The organism is Kitasatospora sp. NPDC096204, assembly GCF_044763205.1.
In the GTDB taxonomy this organism is placed as follows: Bacteria; Actinomycetota; Actinomycetes; order Streptomycetales; family Streptomycetaceae; genus Kitasatospora.
In genome coordinates, this window is the sequence record NZ_JBIWFT010000018.1 from 26456 (window position 1) to 41943 (window position 15488).

Genomic DNA, 15488 nt, shown 5'->3' on the forward strand with positions numbered 1-15488 from the left:
CCGCGCGCCGGGCGCCCCGCGCCCGGTGACCGGCGCGCCCGGGTGACCTGCCCGCCGGTCCGCGGGTAAAGAACGGTTCAATGGGGTGGGGACGCCGACCGCGTCCCCGCCCCTCGTGCTGCCGTAACCAGAACCACCCCCGGAGACCCCACGTGTCCACGCCGTCCGTCCAGTTCCCCGTCACCTGGGCTCCGCGCCGCACCCGCGCCGTGCTGCTGCCGGTCTGCGTGCTGCTGGTGGTGCTGTTCTCCGCGATGGCCGTGCTGCTCCCGGAGAACTGGCAGCTGAACGACCGGATCATGATGACGGCCAGCGGGGTCCTGTTCGCCGCCGTCGGCCTGATGCTGGCCCGCCCGCGGGTGAGCGCCGACGCGGACGGCGTGACCGTGGTCAACTTCGTCCGCCGCCGCCGGCTCGCCTGGGCCGAGATCGTCCGGGTCAACCTCCGCCAGGGCGACCCGTGGGCCACCCTCGACCTCTCCGACGGCACCTCGCTCGCCGCGGTGGGCATCCAGCCCGGAGTCGGCAAGGCCCAGGCGATCGCGGACGCCCGCGCGCTGCGCGACCTGGTCGAACAGCACGCCCGGGGCTGAGCCCACACCCGGCTCCGAGCCCGTGAACGAGCCGGGGCCCGAGCGCGGGGCCGCCTCCCACCTGCGGTTCCGTGGCCCCGGTGGGCCGAACGGCCTTCTTTCGCCCATCCGGGTATGGTCTACGCTGGTAAAAGCGGGGCAAAGTCCGCCCTGCCCCGAATCGAGTGCCCGAACCCGACCTGAGGAGTGACACTCCCCCTCGATGGACGATCCGTCCGGTAGTATCTGCGCCGCCTCGCTTCCGACCTCCGGAAGGCAGGCGGCACTGTGATCACCGCCTGGCTGCTGTTGCTCGCAGCCGTTCTCCTGATCCTCGCCAACGGCCTGTTCGTGGCCGCCGAGTTCGCCTTCGTGACCGTCGAGCGCGGCGAGGTGGAGCGCTCCGCCGAGACGGGCGACGCCAAGTCCCTCCGCGTCGCCAGGGCCCTGCGGCACCTCTCCTTCGAACTCTCCGGCGCCCAGCTCGGCATCACCGTCACCTCGCTGGTGGTCGGCATGCTCGCCGAGCCGGCCCTGTCCACCCTGCTCGCACCCGTGATGTCCGGCATCGGCGTGCCCGACTCGGCCGTCCGCGGGGTCTCCGTGGTCGTCGGCATGGTGCTGGCCACCGTCGTCCAGATGGTGATCGGCGAGCTGGTGCCGAAGAACTGGGCGATCTCCCGTCCGCTGCAGGTGGCCCGCGCGGTCGCCGCCCCGCACATGGCGTTCTCCTTCGCCTGCCGCCCGCTGATCAGCTTCCTGAACGGCACCGCCGACCGGACCGTCCGGGCCTTCGGCGTCGAGCCGCAGGAGGAGCTGGGGCACGCCCGTACCCCGGACGAGCTGGTCTCGCTGGCCCGCCACTCGGCCAAGGCCGGGGCGATAGACGAGGAGTCGGCGACCCTGTTCGTCCGCACCCTGGCGCTGAGCGAGCTGACCGCCGAGTCCGTGATGACCCCGCGCGTGGACGTGGCCGCGCTCCAGCGCAACGCCACCGCCTCCGACGTCATCAACCTGACCCGGGCCACCGGCCTGTCCCGCTTCCCGGTCTACACCGACAGCCTGGACGAGGTCACCGGCATCGTCACGCTCAAGGACGCCCTGTCCGTCCCGGCCGACCGGCGTGGCCTGGTCCCGGTCGGCGAGCTGGCCTCGCCGCCGCTGCTGGTGCCCGAGACGCTGCCCGCCGAGCGGCTGCTCGACCGGCTGCGCCGGCTCCAGCCGATGGCCATCGTGGTCGACGAGTACGGCGGCACCGCCGGCGTCGTCACCGTCGAGGACATCGTGGAGGAGATCGTCGGCGAGGTGCAGGACGAGCACGACCCCGAGGACCACCCCGAGCTGCTGCCGCTGCCGCCCGTCGACGGCCTGCCGGTCTGGGAGGCCGACGGCCGCGCCCGGATCGACCAGCTGGAACGGATCGGCCTGAACGCCCCGGACGGACCGTACGAGACCCTGGCCGGCCTGGTCTCCGACCTGCTCGGCAAGCTCCCCGAGGTGGGCGAGCGGGCCGAGCTGCCCGGCTGGCGCTTCACCGTGACCGGTGTCGACCGCCACCGCACCACCGCGGTCCGGGTGGAGCGCACCACCGCGCCCGCGCTGTTCGACGAGGACCGGGAGGAGAGCCGGTGACCGCCCTGCAACTGGCCGTCGCGCTGCTGCTCCTGCTCGGCAACGCCTTCTTCGTCGGCGCCGAGTTCGCCGTGGTGTCGGTGCGCCGAAGCCAGATCGAGCCGCTCGCCGAGGCCGGGCACAAGCGCGCCCGCACGGTGCTGCACGCGCTGTCCAACGTCTCCGCGATGCTGGCCGCCGCCCAGCTCGGCATCACCGTCTGCTCGCTGGGCCTCGGTGCCCTCGCCGAGCCGACCATCGCCTCCCTGCTGGAGGGCCCGTTCCACGCGATCGGCGTCCCGTCCGGCCTGATGCACCCGCTCTCGTACGGGATCTCGCTCGCCGTCGTGGTCTTCCTGCACATGGTGATGGGCGAGATGGTGCCGAAGAACATGGCCATGGCCGGCCCCGAGCGGGCCGCGCTCTGGCTCGGCCCGCCGCTGGACCGGCTGGCCCGCTGGCTCGCCCCGGTGATCCGGGTGCTGAACGCCTTCGCCAACGGCATCCTGAAGCTGTTCCGGGTGGATGCCAAGGACGAGGTCGAGTCGGTCTTCACGACCGAGCAGCTGATGTACCTGCTGGCGGACTCCCGGGACGCCGGCCTGCTCGACGAGAGCCGCCAGGAACGCCTGGAGGACGCCCTGGAGCTGGGCCGCCGCCCGGTCACCGAGGTGCTGCTCAAGCCCGAGCAACTGGTCACCGTGGACACCAAGGCGACCGCCGCCGAGGTCGAGGAGCTGGCGCTGCGCACCGGCTTCTCGCGCTTCCCGGTCACCGACGGGGACCCGGCCGGCCACGGCTACCTCGGCTACGTCCACCTCAAGGACATCCTCGACGTGGAGGACCCGTCGGCGCCCGTCCCGGCCCGCCTGTGGCGGCCGATCACGGTGCTGCGCGGCAGCCTCCCGCTGGACGACGCCCTCGGGGCGATGCGCCGGGCCGCCTGTCACCAGGCCGCCGTGCTGGACCAGGACGGGCGCACGCTCGGCGTGGTCATGCTGGAGGACGTGCTGGAGGAGCTGGTCGGCGAGATGCACGACCCGGACCACCGCGTCACGGCCTGACGAACGCCCCTGCGCGGGCCCGCACCGACGAGTGTTCGCTCCCGGCGATTCTGCTGACAGCAGGCAGCCGTTCCATGCCCACCACCCCGGCACCAGGGTGGTGGGCATGAGACTTCTCCTGCTGGGTGGAACCAAGTTCGTCGGCCGGGCCGTCGCCGAGGAGGCGCTGGCCAGGGGCTGGGAGGTGACGGCCCTCAACCGCGGCACGCGGCCCGCGCCCGGGGGCGTCCGGCAGCTGACGGGCGACCGCACCGCCGAGGACGGCCTCGCGGCGCTGGGCACGGGGGAGTGGGACGCGGTGGTGGACACCTGGTCCTGGGCGCCCGCGGCGGTGCGCGACAGCGCCCGCCTCCTCAACGGCAGGGTCGGCCACTACGCGTACGTCTCCAGCCGGTCGGTGTACGACTATCCGCTGGCGCCGGGAGCCGGCGAGGCGGCGCCGGTGGTCGACTCCTCCCCGGACCTCCCCGGTGAGGTGCCCTACGCCGAGACCAAGCGCGGCGCGGAACTGGCGTTGGAGGCGGAGTTCGGCGGGCGGGCGCTGCTGGCCCGCGCCGGGCTGATCATCGGCCCGTACGAGGACATCGGCCGGCTGCCCTGGTGGCTCAACCGGATCGCCGAGGGCGGCCCGGTGCTCGCCCCGGGCCCGCGCGAGCTCCCCCTCCAGTACATCGACGTGCGCGACCTCGCGGCCTGGACCCTGGACGCCGTGGTCGCCCGGCTCGGCGGCCCGTACAACCTGGTCGGCCCGTCCGGCCACGCCACCATGGGCGAGCTGCTGGAGGCCTGCGTACGGGCCACCGGCTCGGACGCCGAACTGCGCTGGACGGACCCGGAGCGGATCCTCGCGGCGGGCGTCGAGCCGTGGACCGAGCTGCCGATCTGGCTGGCGCCCGGCGAGCTGTACGACTTCCTGCACACCGGCTCGGTCGAGCGCGCGCTGGGTGCCGGGCTGCGCTGCCGCCCGGTCACCGAGACCGTCGAGGACACCTGGGCCTGGCTGCGGTCGATCGGCGGCAGCGCGCCGCAGCGGGCCGACCGGGCCACGGTCGGGCTGGACCGGGCCCGGGAGGCCGCGCTCCTCCAGGGCTGAACGGTCCGCCCGCCCGCTCGGCTGCGGCTGCCGGTCAGCTCCGGCCGTCGGTCAGCCCCGGCCGTCGATCAGCTCCCCGTACGCCTGGACCAGGTCCGGCAGCCGCAGGGTGGCCAGGTCCTCCCGGCCCGGCGGCTCCCGCAGCAGCGACAGCCGCAGGTCCCGGTACGCGCAGGACTTCTCGTACAGGGTGCGGATGAAGCGGCCGTTGCCCAGCTCGTCGATCCAGCCTTCGCGGACCACGTGGGTGCAGATGCTGGCCAGCTCCTCGGCGGCGTCCTCGTCCCAGCCGTCGCCGTCCCGGCCGGCCAGCGCCGCGCCGATCGCGGTCAGCTCGCCGGGGCGGTAGCTGGGGAAGTCGACCCTGGTGGTGAAGCGGGAGTTGAGGCCGGGGTTGGTGGCGAGCAGCCGGTTCATCCCCTCGGGATAGCCGGCCAGGATCACCACCAGTCGATCCCGGTTGTCCTCGGCGCGCTTGAGCAGCACCTGGAGCGCCTCGTCGCCGTACGCGTCGCCCTTGGTGTAGCCGGAGTTGGAGAGGCTGTACGCCTCGTCGATGAACAGCACGCCGTCCAGCGCGGAGTCGATCAGCTCGTTCGCCTTCACGGCGGTCTGGCCAAGGAACTCGCCCACCAGGTCGGCGCGTTGGGCCTCCACCAGGTGGTCGCCGGAGAGCAGCCCGAGGGCGTGGAAGACCCGGCCGAGGATGCGGGCCACGGTCGTCTTCCCGGTGCCCGAGGGGCCGGAGAAGACGAAGTGGCGCTTCGGCGGCTGGACCGGCAGGCCCTGTTCGGCCCGCAGTCGGGACATTCTCAACTGGGCGGAGAGTGCCCGCACTTGGCGCTTGACCGGCTCCATGCCGACCATCAGCGAGAGTTCCGTCAGGGCCGCGTCCAGCTCCCGCTCGTCGCCGCCGGCCCGGGGCTCGGGCACGGCGGCGGCGCGGGGCTGCACCCGGCCGAGGGCGGGCAGCGAGGGTGGTACGGCGGCGCCGCCGGGCGGGGCGCCCGAGCCGGAGCGCTCCCCGGCGGCCTGCGGCGCGCCGTCGGCCGGTGAGCCGTCCAGCAGGGCGCCGCCAGCCAGGGCACCACCGTTCAGGGCGCCACCGTTCAGGGCCCCGTCCGCCGGGGGGCCGTCGACCGGTCCGGCGTCCATCAGTCCGGCGTCGACCGGTCCGGCGTCCATCAGTCCGGCGTTCACCGGTCCGGCCTCCGCCAGGGTGGCGTCCACCGAGGGCCCGCGGTTGGGGAGCCCGCCGGTCGGCACGGCGCCGCTCGACACCCCGTCGCCGGAGACGGTCACGCCGCTCGGCCCGCCCACCGAGTCCCCGAACTCCTCGCCGTACCCGGGCAGTCCGGCGAACCCGGCTTCGTCCGGAAACCCGGCGTCGACACCCGGCCCGCCCGGTCCCGCGGCGTCGCCGGCCCCCGGGCGCCCGCCCGTCGGCAGCCCGTCCGCGAGCACGTCGGTGAGTCCGTCCGCCAGCCCGTCCTCGGCCTCGATGGCCGCCAGCCGGGCCGCGGCGTCCATGAACGCCGGATCCGCCCGGTGCACCGCCCGGTAGAGCGGCAGCGCCGCGGCGCTGCGCCCGGCCCCCTCGTACGCCCGGGCCAGCCAGTACCGCAGCTCCTTGCGCTGCGGCTGCTCGGAGCGGCAGCGGGCCAGCGAGGCGGCCAGCGGGGCCTGCGCCTGGGCGCACATGTCGAGGCGCACCCGCGCCATGCCGGCGAACAGCCCGGCCTCGATGCCGAGCAGCGGGTCGTCCAGCAGCCGGTCGGTGTCCCGGATCAACTGCTCCCAGTCCTTGAGCAGGTAGGACCGGCAGGCGTACAGGAAGCGGGCGGACGGGTCCTCGCCGGGTGCCGGGCACTGCTCCAACGCCCCGTCCAGCTCGGCCAGGTGACGGCCGTCCAGCCAGTGCGAGGCGTGTGCCAGCGCGAGGTCGCGGGCGTCCTCCAGCACCGGTTGCACCCACCAGCCCAGCCAGTACCAGGAGCTGAGCGGCCGTCGGTGCAGCCGCCGCTGCTCGCCGAACCGGTTCTGGTGGCGGTACATGGCCAGCAGGGCGGCCGAGGTGTCGCTGCGCAGCGCGTGCAGTCCGAGCCAGGCGTCGGCCATGCCCGGGTCCAGCCGGACGGCGGCCCGGAACTCCTCCTCGGCCCGGGTGTACGCACCGGCCGTGTACGCGTCCATGGCGCGCAGCCAGGCGCGGTCGGCGAGCCGGTCGGGCCCGCCCGCCGTGCTGTCGGAACTGTCCACCGTCGTCACTCACGCCCCCCGCGGTGCGGCCGGGGCTCGGCCGGCGAGTCGCCTGCGCCCAGCCTGGCCGGTGGTCGTCGACCCCTTTCGCGCATATGCGCCTGCCAGGAATCGTACCGGCGCGGGGCTGATCCGGAAGGGTGCCGTACAGGGTCAAATGTGAACGCGCGAGCGGCTCTTGAGCGCTCGGACGAGGAAACGGGCGGTGGGGGAGCGACTTTCGGAAACGGACCGGACGGCGTCCCCGGCTCACGGGGGAACAAGCCGGGGGCGCCGGGTCCGAGGCGGCCGGAAGCTGTGGTTCCGGCGGCTGGGGAGAACCTAGATCCTGGTGACGTCGCAGGTCAAGACGATGGTTGAAGGTTCACCCACGGTGTGCGGGGCGATCCTGCCGGTCACCCCGTCGACCCGCGTCGCGGCGTACGGACGGCTCGGATCGGCGGCGAAATGCGCCGATTCGGCCCGGGCCCAGCCCGCCCAGAACTCGGCCAGATCCGGACCGTCCCGCTCCTCGCCGCGCCGCCGGGCCGAGGCGGCGTCCAACTCCATCCAGATCACCCGGGCCAGCCGGGGCCGCACCGCCCGCCGCCCGGCGCCGACCCCCTCCACCAGCACCACCGGGGCGGCCGGCACCCGTGCCGTGGCCGCGAAGCGGCGCAGCGTCCAGTCGTACACCCGGTACTCGGCGTCCCGCCCTGCCGCCAGCGGCTCCAACACCTGCTCGCGCAGCCGTCCGGTCCAGCCGAAGAGCTCGTCGTGGGTGGCCAGGTCGTCGAGGTGGACCACCGGGGCCCCGCCGAGCGCCGCCGCCAGCCGCCCGGCGAAGGTGGTCTTGCCGGAGCCCGCGTGCCCGTCCACCGCGACCAGCCGCACCGGCCCGCAGGAGGGCGGCAGCGCGCGCAGCTCCGCCGCGAGTGCGGTCAGCCGGTCGTCCGGAGCGGGCCGGGGGCGGGGCGGGAAAGGTTCGGATGCAGCCACAACGTCAACCCTACGGTGCCGTAGCCCGCCACTGCGGACAGATCATCTGTGCAGGTCGTGACGCCGACGCGGGTTTCGGGCATACTCGCCTTCGCCACGACTGTGAACGGCCGTTCACCGCAACCCGGTGCCGGTCGGTCCGACCAGCCACACCCACGCCGGGTCAGCCGACACCTCGGTCCGGCGCCCGATCGAGGAGGCGACCACCGCCATGACCCCCTCCCCTGTGAAAGCCGTGGAGCGCCAGCTGCCCAGTGAGGAGGCCCGCGAGCTGCTGAGCCTCACCCGCGACCTGGTCCAGCGCGAGCTCCAGCCCCGTGCGGCGGAGGACGAGGCCGCCGACCGCTTCCCGCGAGAGGTCTTCCGCACCCTCGGCGAGGCCGGACTGCTCTCCCTCCCGTACGACGAGAAGCACGGCGGCGGCGAACAGCCCTACGAGGTGTACCTGCAGGTGCTGGAGGAGCTCGCGGCCGGCTGGCTGGCCGTCGGGCTCGGCGTCAGCGTGCACACCCTCTCCTGCCACGCGCTGGCCACCTTCGGCACCGACGAGCAGCGCGACACCTGGCTGCCCGCCATGCTCTCCGGCGAGCAGCTCGGCGCCTACTGCCTCTCCGAGCCGCAGTCCGGCTCCGACGCGGCCGCGCTGCGCACCCGCGCCGACCTCGACGGCGACGCGTACGTGGTGAACGGCACCAAGGCCTGGATCACCCACGGCGGCCGGGCCGACTTCTACAGCGCCCTGGTGCGCACCGGCGGCGACGGCCCCAAGGGCATCAGCTGCCTGCTGGTCCCCGGCGACCAGCAGGGCCTCTCCGCGGCCCCGCCGGAGCACAAGATGGGCATGCGCTCCTCGCCGACCGCGCAGCTGCACTTCGACGGCGCCCGGGTGCCCCGCGAGCGGCTGATAGGCGAGGAGGGGCAGGGCTTCCAGATCGCGCTCGCCGCGCTGGACTCCGGCCGCCTCGGCATCGCCGCCTGCGCGACAGGCGTCGCCCAGGCCGCGCTCGACCTCGCCGTCGACTACGCCCGCACCCGGCGCCAGTTCGGGCGCCCCATCGCCGAGTTCCAGGGCCTGTCCTTCATGCTCGCCGACATGGCCACCCAGATCGAGGCCGGCCGCTCGCTCTACCTGGCCGCGGCCCGGCTGAAGGACGCCGGCCGGCCGTTCTCCAAGGAGGCGGCGATGGCCAAGCTGTTCTGCACCGACGCGGCGATGCGGGTGACCACCGACGCCGTCCAGGTGCTCGGCGGCTACGGCTACACCCAGGACTTCCCGGCCGAGCGGTACATGCGCGAGGCCAAGGTGCTGCAGATCGTCGAGGGCACCAACCAGATCCAGCGGCTGGTGATCGGCCGCCACCTCACGAAGGCCTGAGGCCTTTCCCCACACGGCCTCCGGCCGTCACTCCAGGGTGCGGAGTGACGGCCGGAGGCGTTCCCGGGGGCGTGTCAGCTCGCCTTGGCGGTGCGGCCGGCCAGCGCCGGACGGCGGCGGCGCTGCTCCGGGATCGCGGCCCGCAGCGCCGCGACGGTCGGGACGGCGGGCGCCGCCGGAGCGGGGGCGACCGCGGCGAGCCGCACCGGCCGGTGCGCGACCGCGTGCGAGAACGGCTGGGTCCGCCAGTCCAGCCCGCTCGGGAGCTTGAACAGCGTGTCGAACCGGGCCGGCTCGGCGTCCTCCGGGGCCTCGACCTCGGCCAGGTCGTCCGTCGGCGTGCCGGAACCCGGGCAGATCGCGGGGGAGAAGGGGTTCCAGGCGGTCGGCAGCAGCGCGTGCTGCGGCAGCCGCTCCTCGTCCGCGACCAGGGCGATCGGGCGGCGGCACTCGGGGCAGTCGACCCGGAAGATGTCCCAGTTCTCCGCCTCGCCCGGGTCGGTGCCCGGCATGTGGTCGACCACGAGGTCCTCGCGGTCGGTCATATCGTCGGTCTCGTCGGCGCCCAGCACGCGCTGGTCAGTAGCAGGCATGAGGATCCCCCTAGGATCGGGCCCGGCGTGGTCGTCCAGGGCCACAACCAGCACTTCCCTGTGATCCGGACTCATAACCCTGCGCTCCTGTGCACCGTGATGCACCGGGTGTGTCCTTGGCCACACCGGATGCCACATTCGCCCGGCATGTGCCCGCCCGGCACCTGCGGTCCTGTCCCGTGCCACCGCGTGCGCCCCCCGTGCTCCCGACCGGGTAGGTTTGCGCACTGTGGAGGATCTCGACCAACGCATCGTCCAGCTGCTCCTCGAAGACGGCCGGATGAGCTACACGGACCTGGGCAAGGCCACCGGCCTGTCCACCTCGGCGGTGCACCAGCGGGTGCGCCGCCTCGAACAGCGCGGGGTGATCCGCGGCTACACCGCGATCATCGACCCCGACGCCGTCGACCTGGCACTGACCGCGTTCATCTCGGTCAAGCCCTTCGACCCGAGCGCCCCGGACGACACCCCCGAGCGGCTGGCCGGCCTGCCCGAGATCGAGGCCTGCCACAGCGTCGCCGGCGACGAGAACTACATACTGAAGGTCCGCGTCGGCGCCCCCGGCGACCTCGAGGACCTCCTCTCCCGCATCCGCAGCGCCGCCGGCGTCTCCACCCGCACCACCGTCGTGCTGTCCACCCCGTACGAGGCGCGCCCCCCGAAGCTCTGAACCGCGGGCCGGTCTCCGTGAGGGAACCGGTGACGTGCAGACTTGGCCGCATGACCGAACGCAATCTCCGGACCGTCCTGCTGCGCGGCGGCGCCGTCTACAGCCCCGCCGACCCCTTCGCCACCGCGATGCTCGTGGAGGGCGAGCACGTCGCCTGGGTCGGCAGTGACGGCGCCGCCGAGGCGTACGCCGCGACCGCCGACGAGATCGTCGAGCTGGACGGCGCCCTGGTCACCCCCGCCTTCGTGGACGCCCACGTGCACGCCACCGCCACCGGCCTGGCGCTCACCGGTCTGGACCTCACCGGCAGCCCCTCGCTGGCCGCCGCCCTGGAGGCCGTCACCGCCTTCGTGGACGCCCGGCCCGAGGCCGGCGGGGTGCTGATCGGCCACGGCTGGGACGAGACCGGCTGGCCCGAGGGCCGCCCGCCCACGCTGGCCGAACTCGACGCCGCCGCCCGCGGCGCCGCGCTCTACCTCTCCCGCACCGACGTGCACTCCGCGCTCGCCACCACCGCGCTGCGCACCCTCACCGAGGGCCTCGCCGCGGCGCCCGGCTTCGACCCCGAGGGCCCGCTCACCAAGGACGCCCACCACGCCGTCCGGCAGACCGCGCTGGCCCACCTCACCCCCGAGCAGCGCCGCCGCGCCCAGCGCGCCACCCTGGCCCGCGCCGCCGAACTCGGCATCGGCGCCCTGCACGAGTGCGCCGGCCCGGAGATCTCCTCGGAGACCGACCTGGCCGCCCTGATGGCCCTGGCCGCCGAGCACGAGGGGCCCGAAGTCTTCGGGTACTGGGGCGAGTTGGGCGGCGTCGAGACCGCCCGCAGGCTCGGCGCGGTGGGCGCCGGCGGGGATCTCTTCGTGGATGGCGCGCTCGGCTCGCACACCGCCTGCCTGCACCACCCGTACGCCGACGCGGAGCACACCGGCACCGCCTACCTGACCGCCGAGCAGGTCGCCGACCACGTCGCCGCCTGCACCGAGGCCGGGCTCCAGGCCGGCTTCCACGCCATCGGCGACGCGGCCGTCGCCGCGGTGATCGAGGGCGTCCGGGCGGCCGGCGCCAAGGTCGGCGCCGGCCGGGTCAAGGCCCTGCGCCACCGCGTCGAGCACGCCGAGGCCCTGGACGACGAGGCCGTCGCCGCCTTCGCCGAACTCGGCCTGACCGCCTCCGTCCAGCCCGCCTTCGACGCCGCCTGGGGCGGCCCCGAGGGCATGTACGTCCAGCGCCTGGGCGCCGAGCGGGCGGCCGCCCTCAACCCCTTCGCCGGGCTGCTGCGGGCCGGCGTCCCGCTGGCCTTCGGCTCGGACGCCCCGGTCACCCCGCTCGACCCCTGGGGCACCGTGCGGGCCGCCGCCTTCCACCAGACCCTGGACCACCGGATCTCGGTGCGGGCCGCCTTCACCGCCCACACCCGGGGCGGCTGGCGCGCCATCGGCCGGGACCAGGACGGCGTCCTCGTCCCCGGCGCGGTCGCCAGCTTCGCGATCTGGGAGGCCGGCGAGCTGGTCGTCCAGGCCCCGGACTCCCGGGTCGCCGGCTGGTCCACCGACCCGCGCTCCGGCACCCCCGGCCTGCCCGACCTCACCCCGGGCCACCCGCTGCCGACCTGCCTGCGCACCGTGGTCCGCGGCCGCACGGTGCACCAGCGGTAAACCCCGTGGAGCGGCGGGCCGCCGCGTCCTAGGTTGACCACCATGACCGAACTGGTGCCCGCCGACTTCACCGTCCCGCGCGAGCTGCTCGCCCCGGAGTTCCGCCTGGAGCCCCTGGGCGAGCGGCACAACGCCTCCGACCACGCCGCCTGGAGCGGCAGCATCGAGCACATCCGCGCCACCCCCGGCTGGGCCGGCCGCCACTGGCCGCCCCCCGCCGGGATGCCGCTGGAGCGGAACCTCGCCGACCTGCGCCGGCACGCCGCCGACTTCGAGGCCCGCACCGGCTTCACCTACACCGTCCTGGAACCCGACCGCGACGAGGTGATCGGCTGCGTCTACATCCACCCGGACCGCGAGGACACGTCCGCGGTCTCCGTCAGCTCCTGGGTCCGGGCCGACCGCGCCCACCTGGACGCGCCGCTGTACCGCGCCGTCTCCGACTGGCTCACCACCCGGTGGCCCCTGCGGGAGTTCCGCTACGCCCCGCGCTGACCCCCGGGGGGCCGCACCGCCGGTCACTCCCGGGCCCGAGCCGACCGGTGGCACAGCCCTACCACCCTCACCTCACGGGCCACCGACGTTCCGGGGTACCTTCTTCGCACAGCGTCCGAACAGCAAGCCCCAGGAAGATGGTGCGCCGGTGGCCACTCCCGTCACCCAGGAACGGTCCGAGGCCGTCCCCGAGCCGCAGGAGCCGGCGCCCCGACCGAGCCGCGGAGCCCGCGCGCTCGCCAAGGTCCGTGCCGGGCTGCCCCGCACCGGCCTCGCCGCGCTGGCCGGCCTGCTGCTGGCCCTCGCCTTCCCGCCGTACGACCTGTGGCCGCTGTCGCTGCTCGGCGTCGCCGCGCTCTCGCTGCTCACCCGGGGCCGCACCTTCCGCCAGGGGCTGTGGACCGGCTTCGCCTTCGGCCTGCCGTTCTTCCTGATGCTGCTCAGCTGGCTGCGGGTGGTCGGCTGGGACGCCACGATCGGCCTGTCCGTCGTGGAGGCGCTGTTCCTGGCCCTGCTCGGCGGCGCGCTGGCCGTCACCTCCCGGCTGCCCGGCTGGCCGCTCTGGGCGGCCTGCCTGTGGATCACCCAGGAGTGGGCCCGCGACCGGCTGCCGCTCGGCGGCTTCCCCTGGGGCCGGCTCGCCTTCGCCAACACCGCCACCCCGTACACCCCGCTGGCCGCGCTCGGCGGCGCCCCGCTGGTGACCTTCGCGGTCGCCCTGTCCGGCGCCCTGCTGGCCTGGGCCGCACTGCGCCTGCGCGGGCCGGCGAAGGCCCCGAAGGCCGCCGCGCTGGCGGCGCTCGGCGCGGTGGCCGCGCTGCTGGCCGGCTACCTCGTCCCGGTGCCCACGGCCGCCGCCGACACCGTCAAGGTCGCCATCGTCCAGGGCAACGTGCCCAACCCGGGCATGGACTTCCTGGGCCGCCCGATGATGGTCCTCAACAACCACGCCTCGGCCACCGAGCGGCTCGCCGCCGACATCAGGGCCGGCAAGGTCGAGCGCCCCGACATCGTGATCTGGCCGGAGAACTCCTCCGACCTCGACCCGTTCAGCGACCCGCTGGCCCGCCTGCGGATCGACGAGGCGGTCAAGGCGATCGGGGTGCCCACCCTGGTGGGCACCCTGGTGGACGGACCGGACGCGCAGCACGTCCAGAACGAGGGCATCGTCTGGGACCCGGCCACCGGCCCCGGCGCCTCCTACACCAAGCAGCACCCCGTCCCGTTCGGCGAGTACGTCCCCTTCCGCGCCCAGCTGATGACGGTCATCACCCGCCTCCAGCGGGTCGCCCGGGACTTCTACCCCGGCGACCACAACGGCGTGATGCAGCTCGGCCCGGCCCGGATCGGCGACGTGATCTGCTTCGAGGTCGCCTACGACGAGATCGTCCGCGACACCGTGGACAGCGGCGCCCGGGTGCTGGTCGTCCAGACCAACAACGCGACGTACGCCAAGACCGGCCAGCCCGAGCAGCAGCTGGCGATGAGCCGGCTGCGGGCCGTCGAGCACGGCCGGGCGGTGCTGATCGCCGCGACCAGCGGCATCAGCGCGGTGATCGCTCCGGACGGCAGCGTCCAGCAGCGCACCGAGGAGCTGACGGCGGCCGAGCTGTCGGCCACCGTCCCGCTGCGCGACGGCACCACGGTCGCCGACCGGGTCGGTGCCGCCCCGGAGTGGACGCTGGCCCTCGGAGGCCTGCTGGCCTGCGGCGCGGCCGTGCTCGTCGGCCGCCGCAGGAAGCCGGGCGCCGGAACACCGGCCGAGTAGGAATCGTTGGACCAGGTGGTGCCGTAGCCGGCCCGGACCTCCCGTGCGGCGCGCAGAGCACCGCCTGGAGTGGATTCGTATCGTGACCCAGCAAGCTACCCCCACCCGTCCGGCCCCGCGTAGCAGGCTCCGCCGGGTGCTGCCGCTGCTGATCACCGCCTGGCTGGTGCTGGAGATCTGGCTGCTGGTCCAGGTCGGCTCGTGGCTGGGCGGCTTCACCGTCCTGCTGCTGCTCATCGGCGGCGCCCTGGTCGGCGGCTCGCTGATCAAGCGGGCCGGGCTGAAGGCGTTCTCGGCGGCGGTCGAGCAGAGCAAGAACCCGCAGTCCGAGCAGCCACAGACCGGCACCAGCATGACGGTGCTGGCCGGCGTGCTGCTGATCGTCCCCGGTTTCCTGTCGGACCTGGCGGCGCTGACCCTGCTCTTCCCGCCCACCCGGGCGCTGTGGCGGGCGGTCGGGCGCCGGGTCGCGGACAAGGCGCTGCGCAGCGCCTCGCCGGCCGGCACCGACCCGTTCGCGGACGCGATGCGGCTCCAGGAGCAGCTGCGCATCCACCGCCCGGACGGGAAGGTGATCCAGGGCGAGGTCGTGGACCAGGACTCCGGCCCGCGCGGCCCGCAGGGCCCGGACACCACCTACCGCCCGCCGATCTCGGGCTGATCCGACCGTCCCCGCCGGGCCGCCCGGGGCGCACGCCGCCCCGGGCGGCCCGTCCCTCGCCCGGCGACGGCTCCCGGCCCGTGCCGGACAACGCGAAAGGGACCCTGGTGACCAGGGTCCCTTTTCGCGTCCTCCCGCTCGGGGCGGGAGCGAGGTGTCAGGCGCTCTTACGGGTGTCCCGCGGGTGCACCGCGAGGTTCATCCCACCGGAGCGGAGCACGGCCAGCCGTTCGGCCAGCACCTCCTCCAGCTCCTCGCGCGTCCGGCGCTCCATCAGCATGTCCCAATGGGTGCGCGTCGGCTTGATCTTCTTCTCCTCCGGCTCGTCGCCGTCGAGAAGTGCCGCCTCCTGGCCACAGAAGCGACATTCCCAGGTCGCGGGGATCTCCGCCTCGACCGAGAAAGGAACCTCGAAACGGTGTCCGTTCTGACATGCGTACTCGACGGTCTGGCGGGGAGCCAGATCGATACCACGGTCGGTCTCGTAGCTAGTGGCCCCGAGTCGCGTGCCGCGGAGAGCTCGCTCGCTCATGAATCGTGCCTCCCGGGCTTATGGCCCACAGGACTAGTGGTCGCTGTTCTTCGTCGTTCGGTCAACGCTCGGCTTCCGACGAAGATTCCCGTCCCGGGACATGCGTCGTCTTGTAGTGCCGCCCCTGTTTGTACCCACCCGCGCCCGATTTGTCACATC

14 protein-coding genes are annotated in these 15488 nt (G+C 74.3%); 10 read left to right on the plus strand and 4 right to left on the minus strand.

What is annotated here, in order from left to right; translation table 11 throughout:
* Window positions 1-152: 152 nt before the first annotated feature.
* The 4 genes from ACIQ87_RS20835 (at window position 153) to ACIQ87_RS20850 (ending at window position 4340) form a co-directional block, all read left to right on the plus strand.
* Window positions 153-593, plus strand: a complete 441-nt coding sequence (locus ACIQ87_RS20835; protein WP_402408700.1) for a PH domain-containing protein — start codon at window positions 153-155, stop codon at window positions 591-593.
* Window positions 594-860: 267 nt separating this feature from the next.
* On the plus strand, window positions 861-2204 hold the full coding sequence (locus ACIQ87_RS20840) for a hemolysin family protein (protein WP_402408703.1): 1344 nt from the start codon (window positions 861-863) through the stop codon (window positions 2202-2204).
* Window positions 2201-3247, plus strand: coding sequence for a hemolysin family protein (locus tag ACIQ87_RS20845; protein WP_402408706.1), 1047 nt, complete (start codon window positions 2201-2203; stop codon window positions 3245-3247). Before ACIQ87_RS20840 ends, ACIQ87_RS20845 begins: the two co-directional genes overlap by 4 nt.
* A gap of 106 nt (window positions 3248-3353) precedes the next feature.
* Window positions 3354-4340, plus strand: coding sequence for an NAD-dependent epimerase/dehydratase family protein (locus ACIQ87_RS20850; RefSeq protein WP_402408709.1), 987 nt, complete (start codon window positions 3354-3356; stop codon window positions 4338-4340).
* A gap of 51 nt (window positions 4341-4391) precedes the next feature.
* On the opposite strand, the gene ACIQ87_RS20855 is transcribed toward ACIQ87_RS20850, so the two are convergent.
* Entirely contained in the window at window positions 4392-6533 is a 2142-nt protein-coding gene (locus ACIQ87_RS20855) for an AAA family ATPase (RefSeq protein ID WP_402409026.1), read from the minus strand.
* 387 nt (window positions 6534-6920) lie between these two features.
* Window positions 6921-7577, minus strand: a complete 657-nt coding sequence (locus tag ACIQ87_RS20860; RefSeq protein ID WP_402408712.1) for a uridine kinase — start codon at window positions 7575-7577, stop codon at window positions 6921-6923.
* Between the two features lie 211 nt (window positions 7578-7788).
* On the opposite strand from ACIQ87_RS20860, the gene ACIQ87_RS20865 reads away from it, so the two are divergent.
* Window positions 7789-8952, plus strand: a complete 1164-nt coding sequence (locus ACIQ87_RS20865) for an acyl-CoA dehydrogenase family protein (protein WP_402408715.1) — start codon at window positions 7789-7791, stop codon at window positions 8950-8952.
* 74 nt (window positions 8953-9026) lie between these two features.
* Here the strand turns inward: ACIQ87_RS20865 and ACIQ87_RS20870 are convergent, their stop codons facing one another.
* On the minus strand, window positions 9027-9545 hold the full coding sequence (locus ACIQ87_RS20870) for a hypothetical protein (protein ID WP_402408718.1): 519 nt from the start codon (window positions 9543-9545) through the stop codon (window positions 9027-9029).
* A gap of 229 nt (window positions 9546-9774) precedes the next feature.
* On the opposite strand from ACIQ87_RS20870, the gene ACIQ87_RS20875 reads away from it, so the two are divergent.
* The 5 genes from ACIQ87_RS20875 (at window position 9775) to fxsA (ending at window position 14797) form a co-directional block, all read left to right on the plus strand.
* Window positions 9775-10215 (plus strand): Lrp/AsnC family transcriptional regulator, encoded by a 441-nt coding sequence (locus ACIQ87_RS20875; RefSeq protein ID WP_402408721.1) that lies wholly within the window; start codon window positions 9775-9777, stop codon window positions 10213-10215.
* A 50-nt stretch (window positions 10216-10265) separates the two neighbouring features.
* Window positions 10266-11873: an amidohydrolase gene (locus ACIQ87_RS20880; RefSeq protein ID WP_402408724.1), complete on the plus strand. Its 1608-nt coding sequence runs from the start codon at window positions 10266-10268 to the stop codon at window positions 11871-11873.
* Window positions 11874-11915: 42 nt separating this feature from the next.
* The gene (locus tag ACIQ87_RS20885; protein ID WP_402408727.1) at window positions 11916-12368 is read left to right on the plus strand and encodes an N-acetyltransferase; all 453 of its coding nucleotides are present in this window, start codon (window positions 11916-11918) and stop codon (window positions 12366-12368) included.
* 148 nt (window positions 12369-12516) lie between these two features.
* Entirely contained in the window at window positions 12517-14136 is a 1620-nt protein-coding gene (gene lnt, locus ACIQ87_RS20890) for an apolipoprotein N-acyltransferase (RefSeq protein ID WP_402408730.1), read from the plus strand.
* 82 nt (window positions 14137-14218) lie between these two features.
* On the plus strand, window positions 14219-14797 hold the full coding sequence (gene fxsA, locus ACIQ87_RS20895; protein WP_402408733.1) for an FxsA family membrane protein: 579 nt from the start codon (window positions 14219-14221) through the stop codon (window positions 14795-14797).
* Window positions 14798-14954: 157 nt separating this feature from the next.
* On the opposite strand, the gene ACIQ87_RS20900 is transcribed toward fxsA, so the two are convergent.
* A complete protein-coding gene (locus ACIQ87_RS20900) occupies window positions 14955-15329 on the minus strand; it encodes an RNA polymerase-binding protein RbpA (RefSeq protein ID WP_049655293.1) in 375 nt (124 codons plus the stop codon).
* Between the last annotated feature and the right edge of the window lie 159 nt (window positions 15330-15488).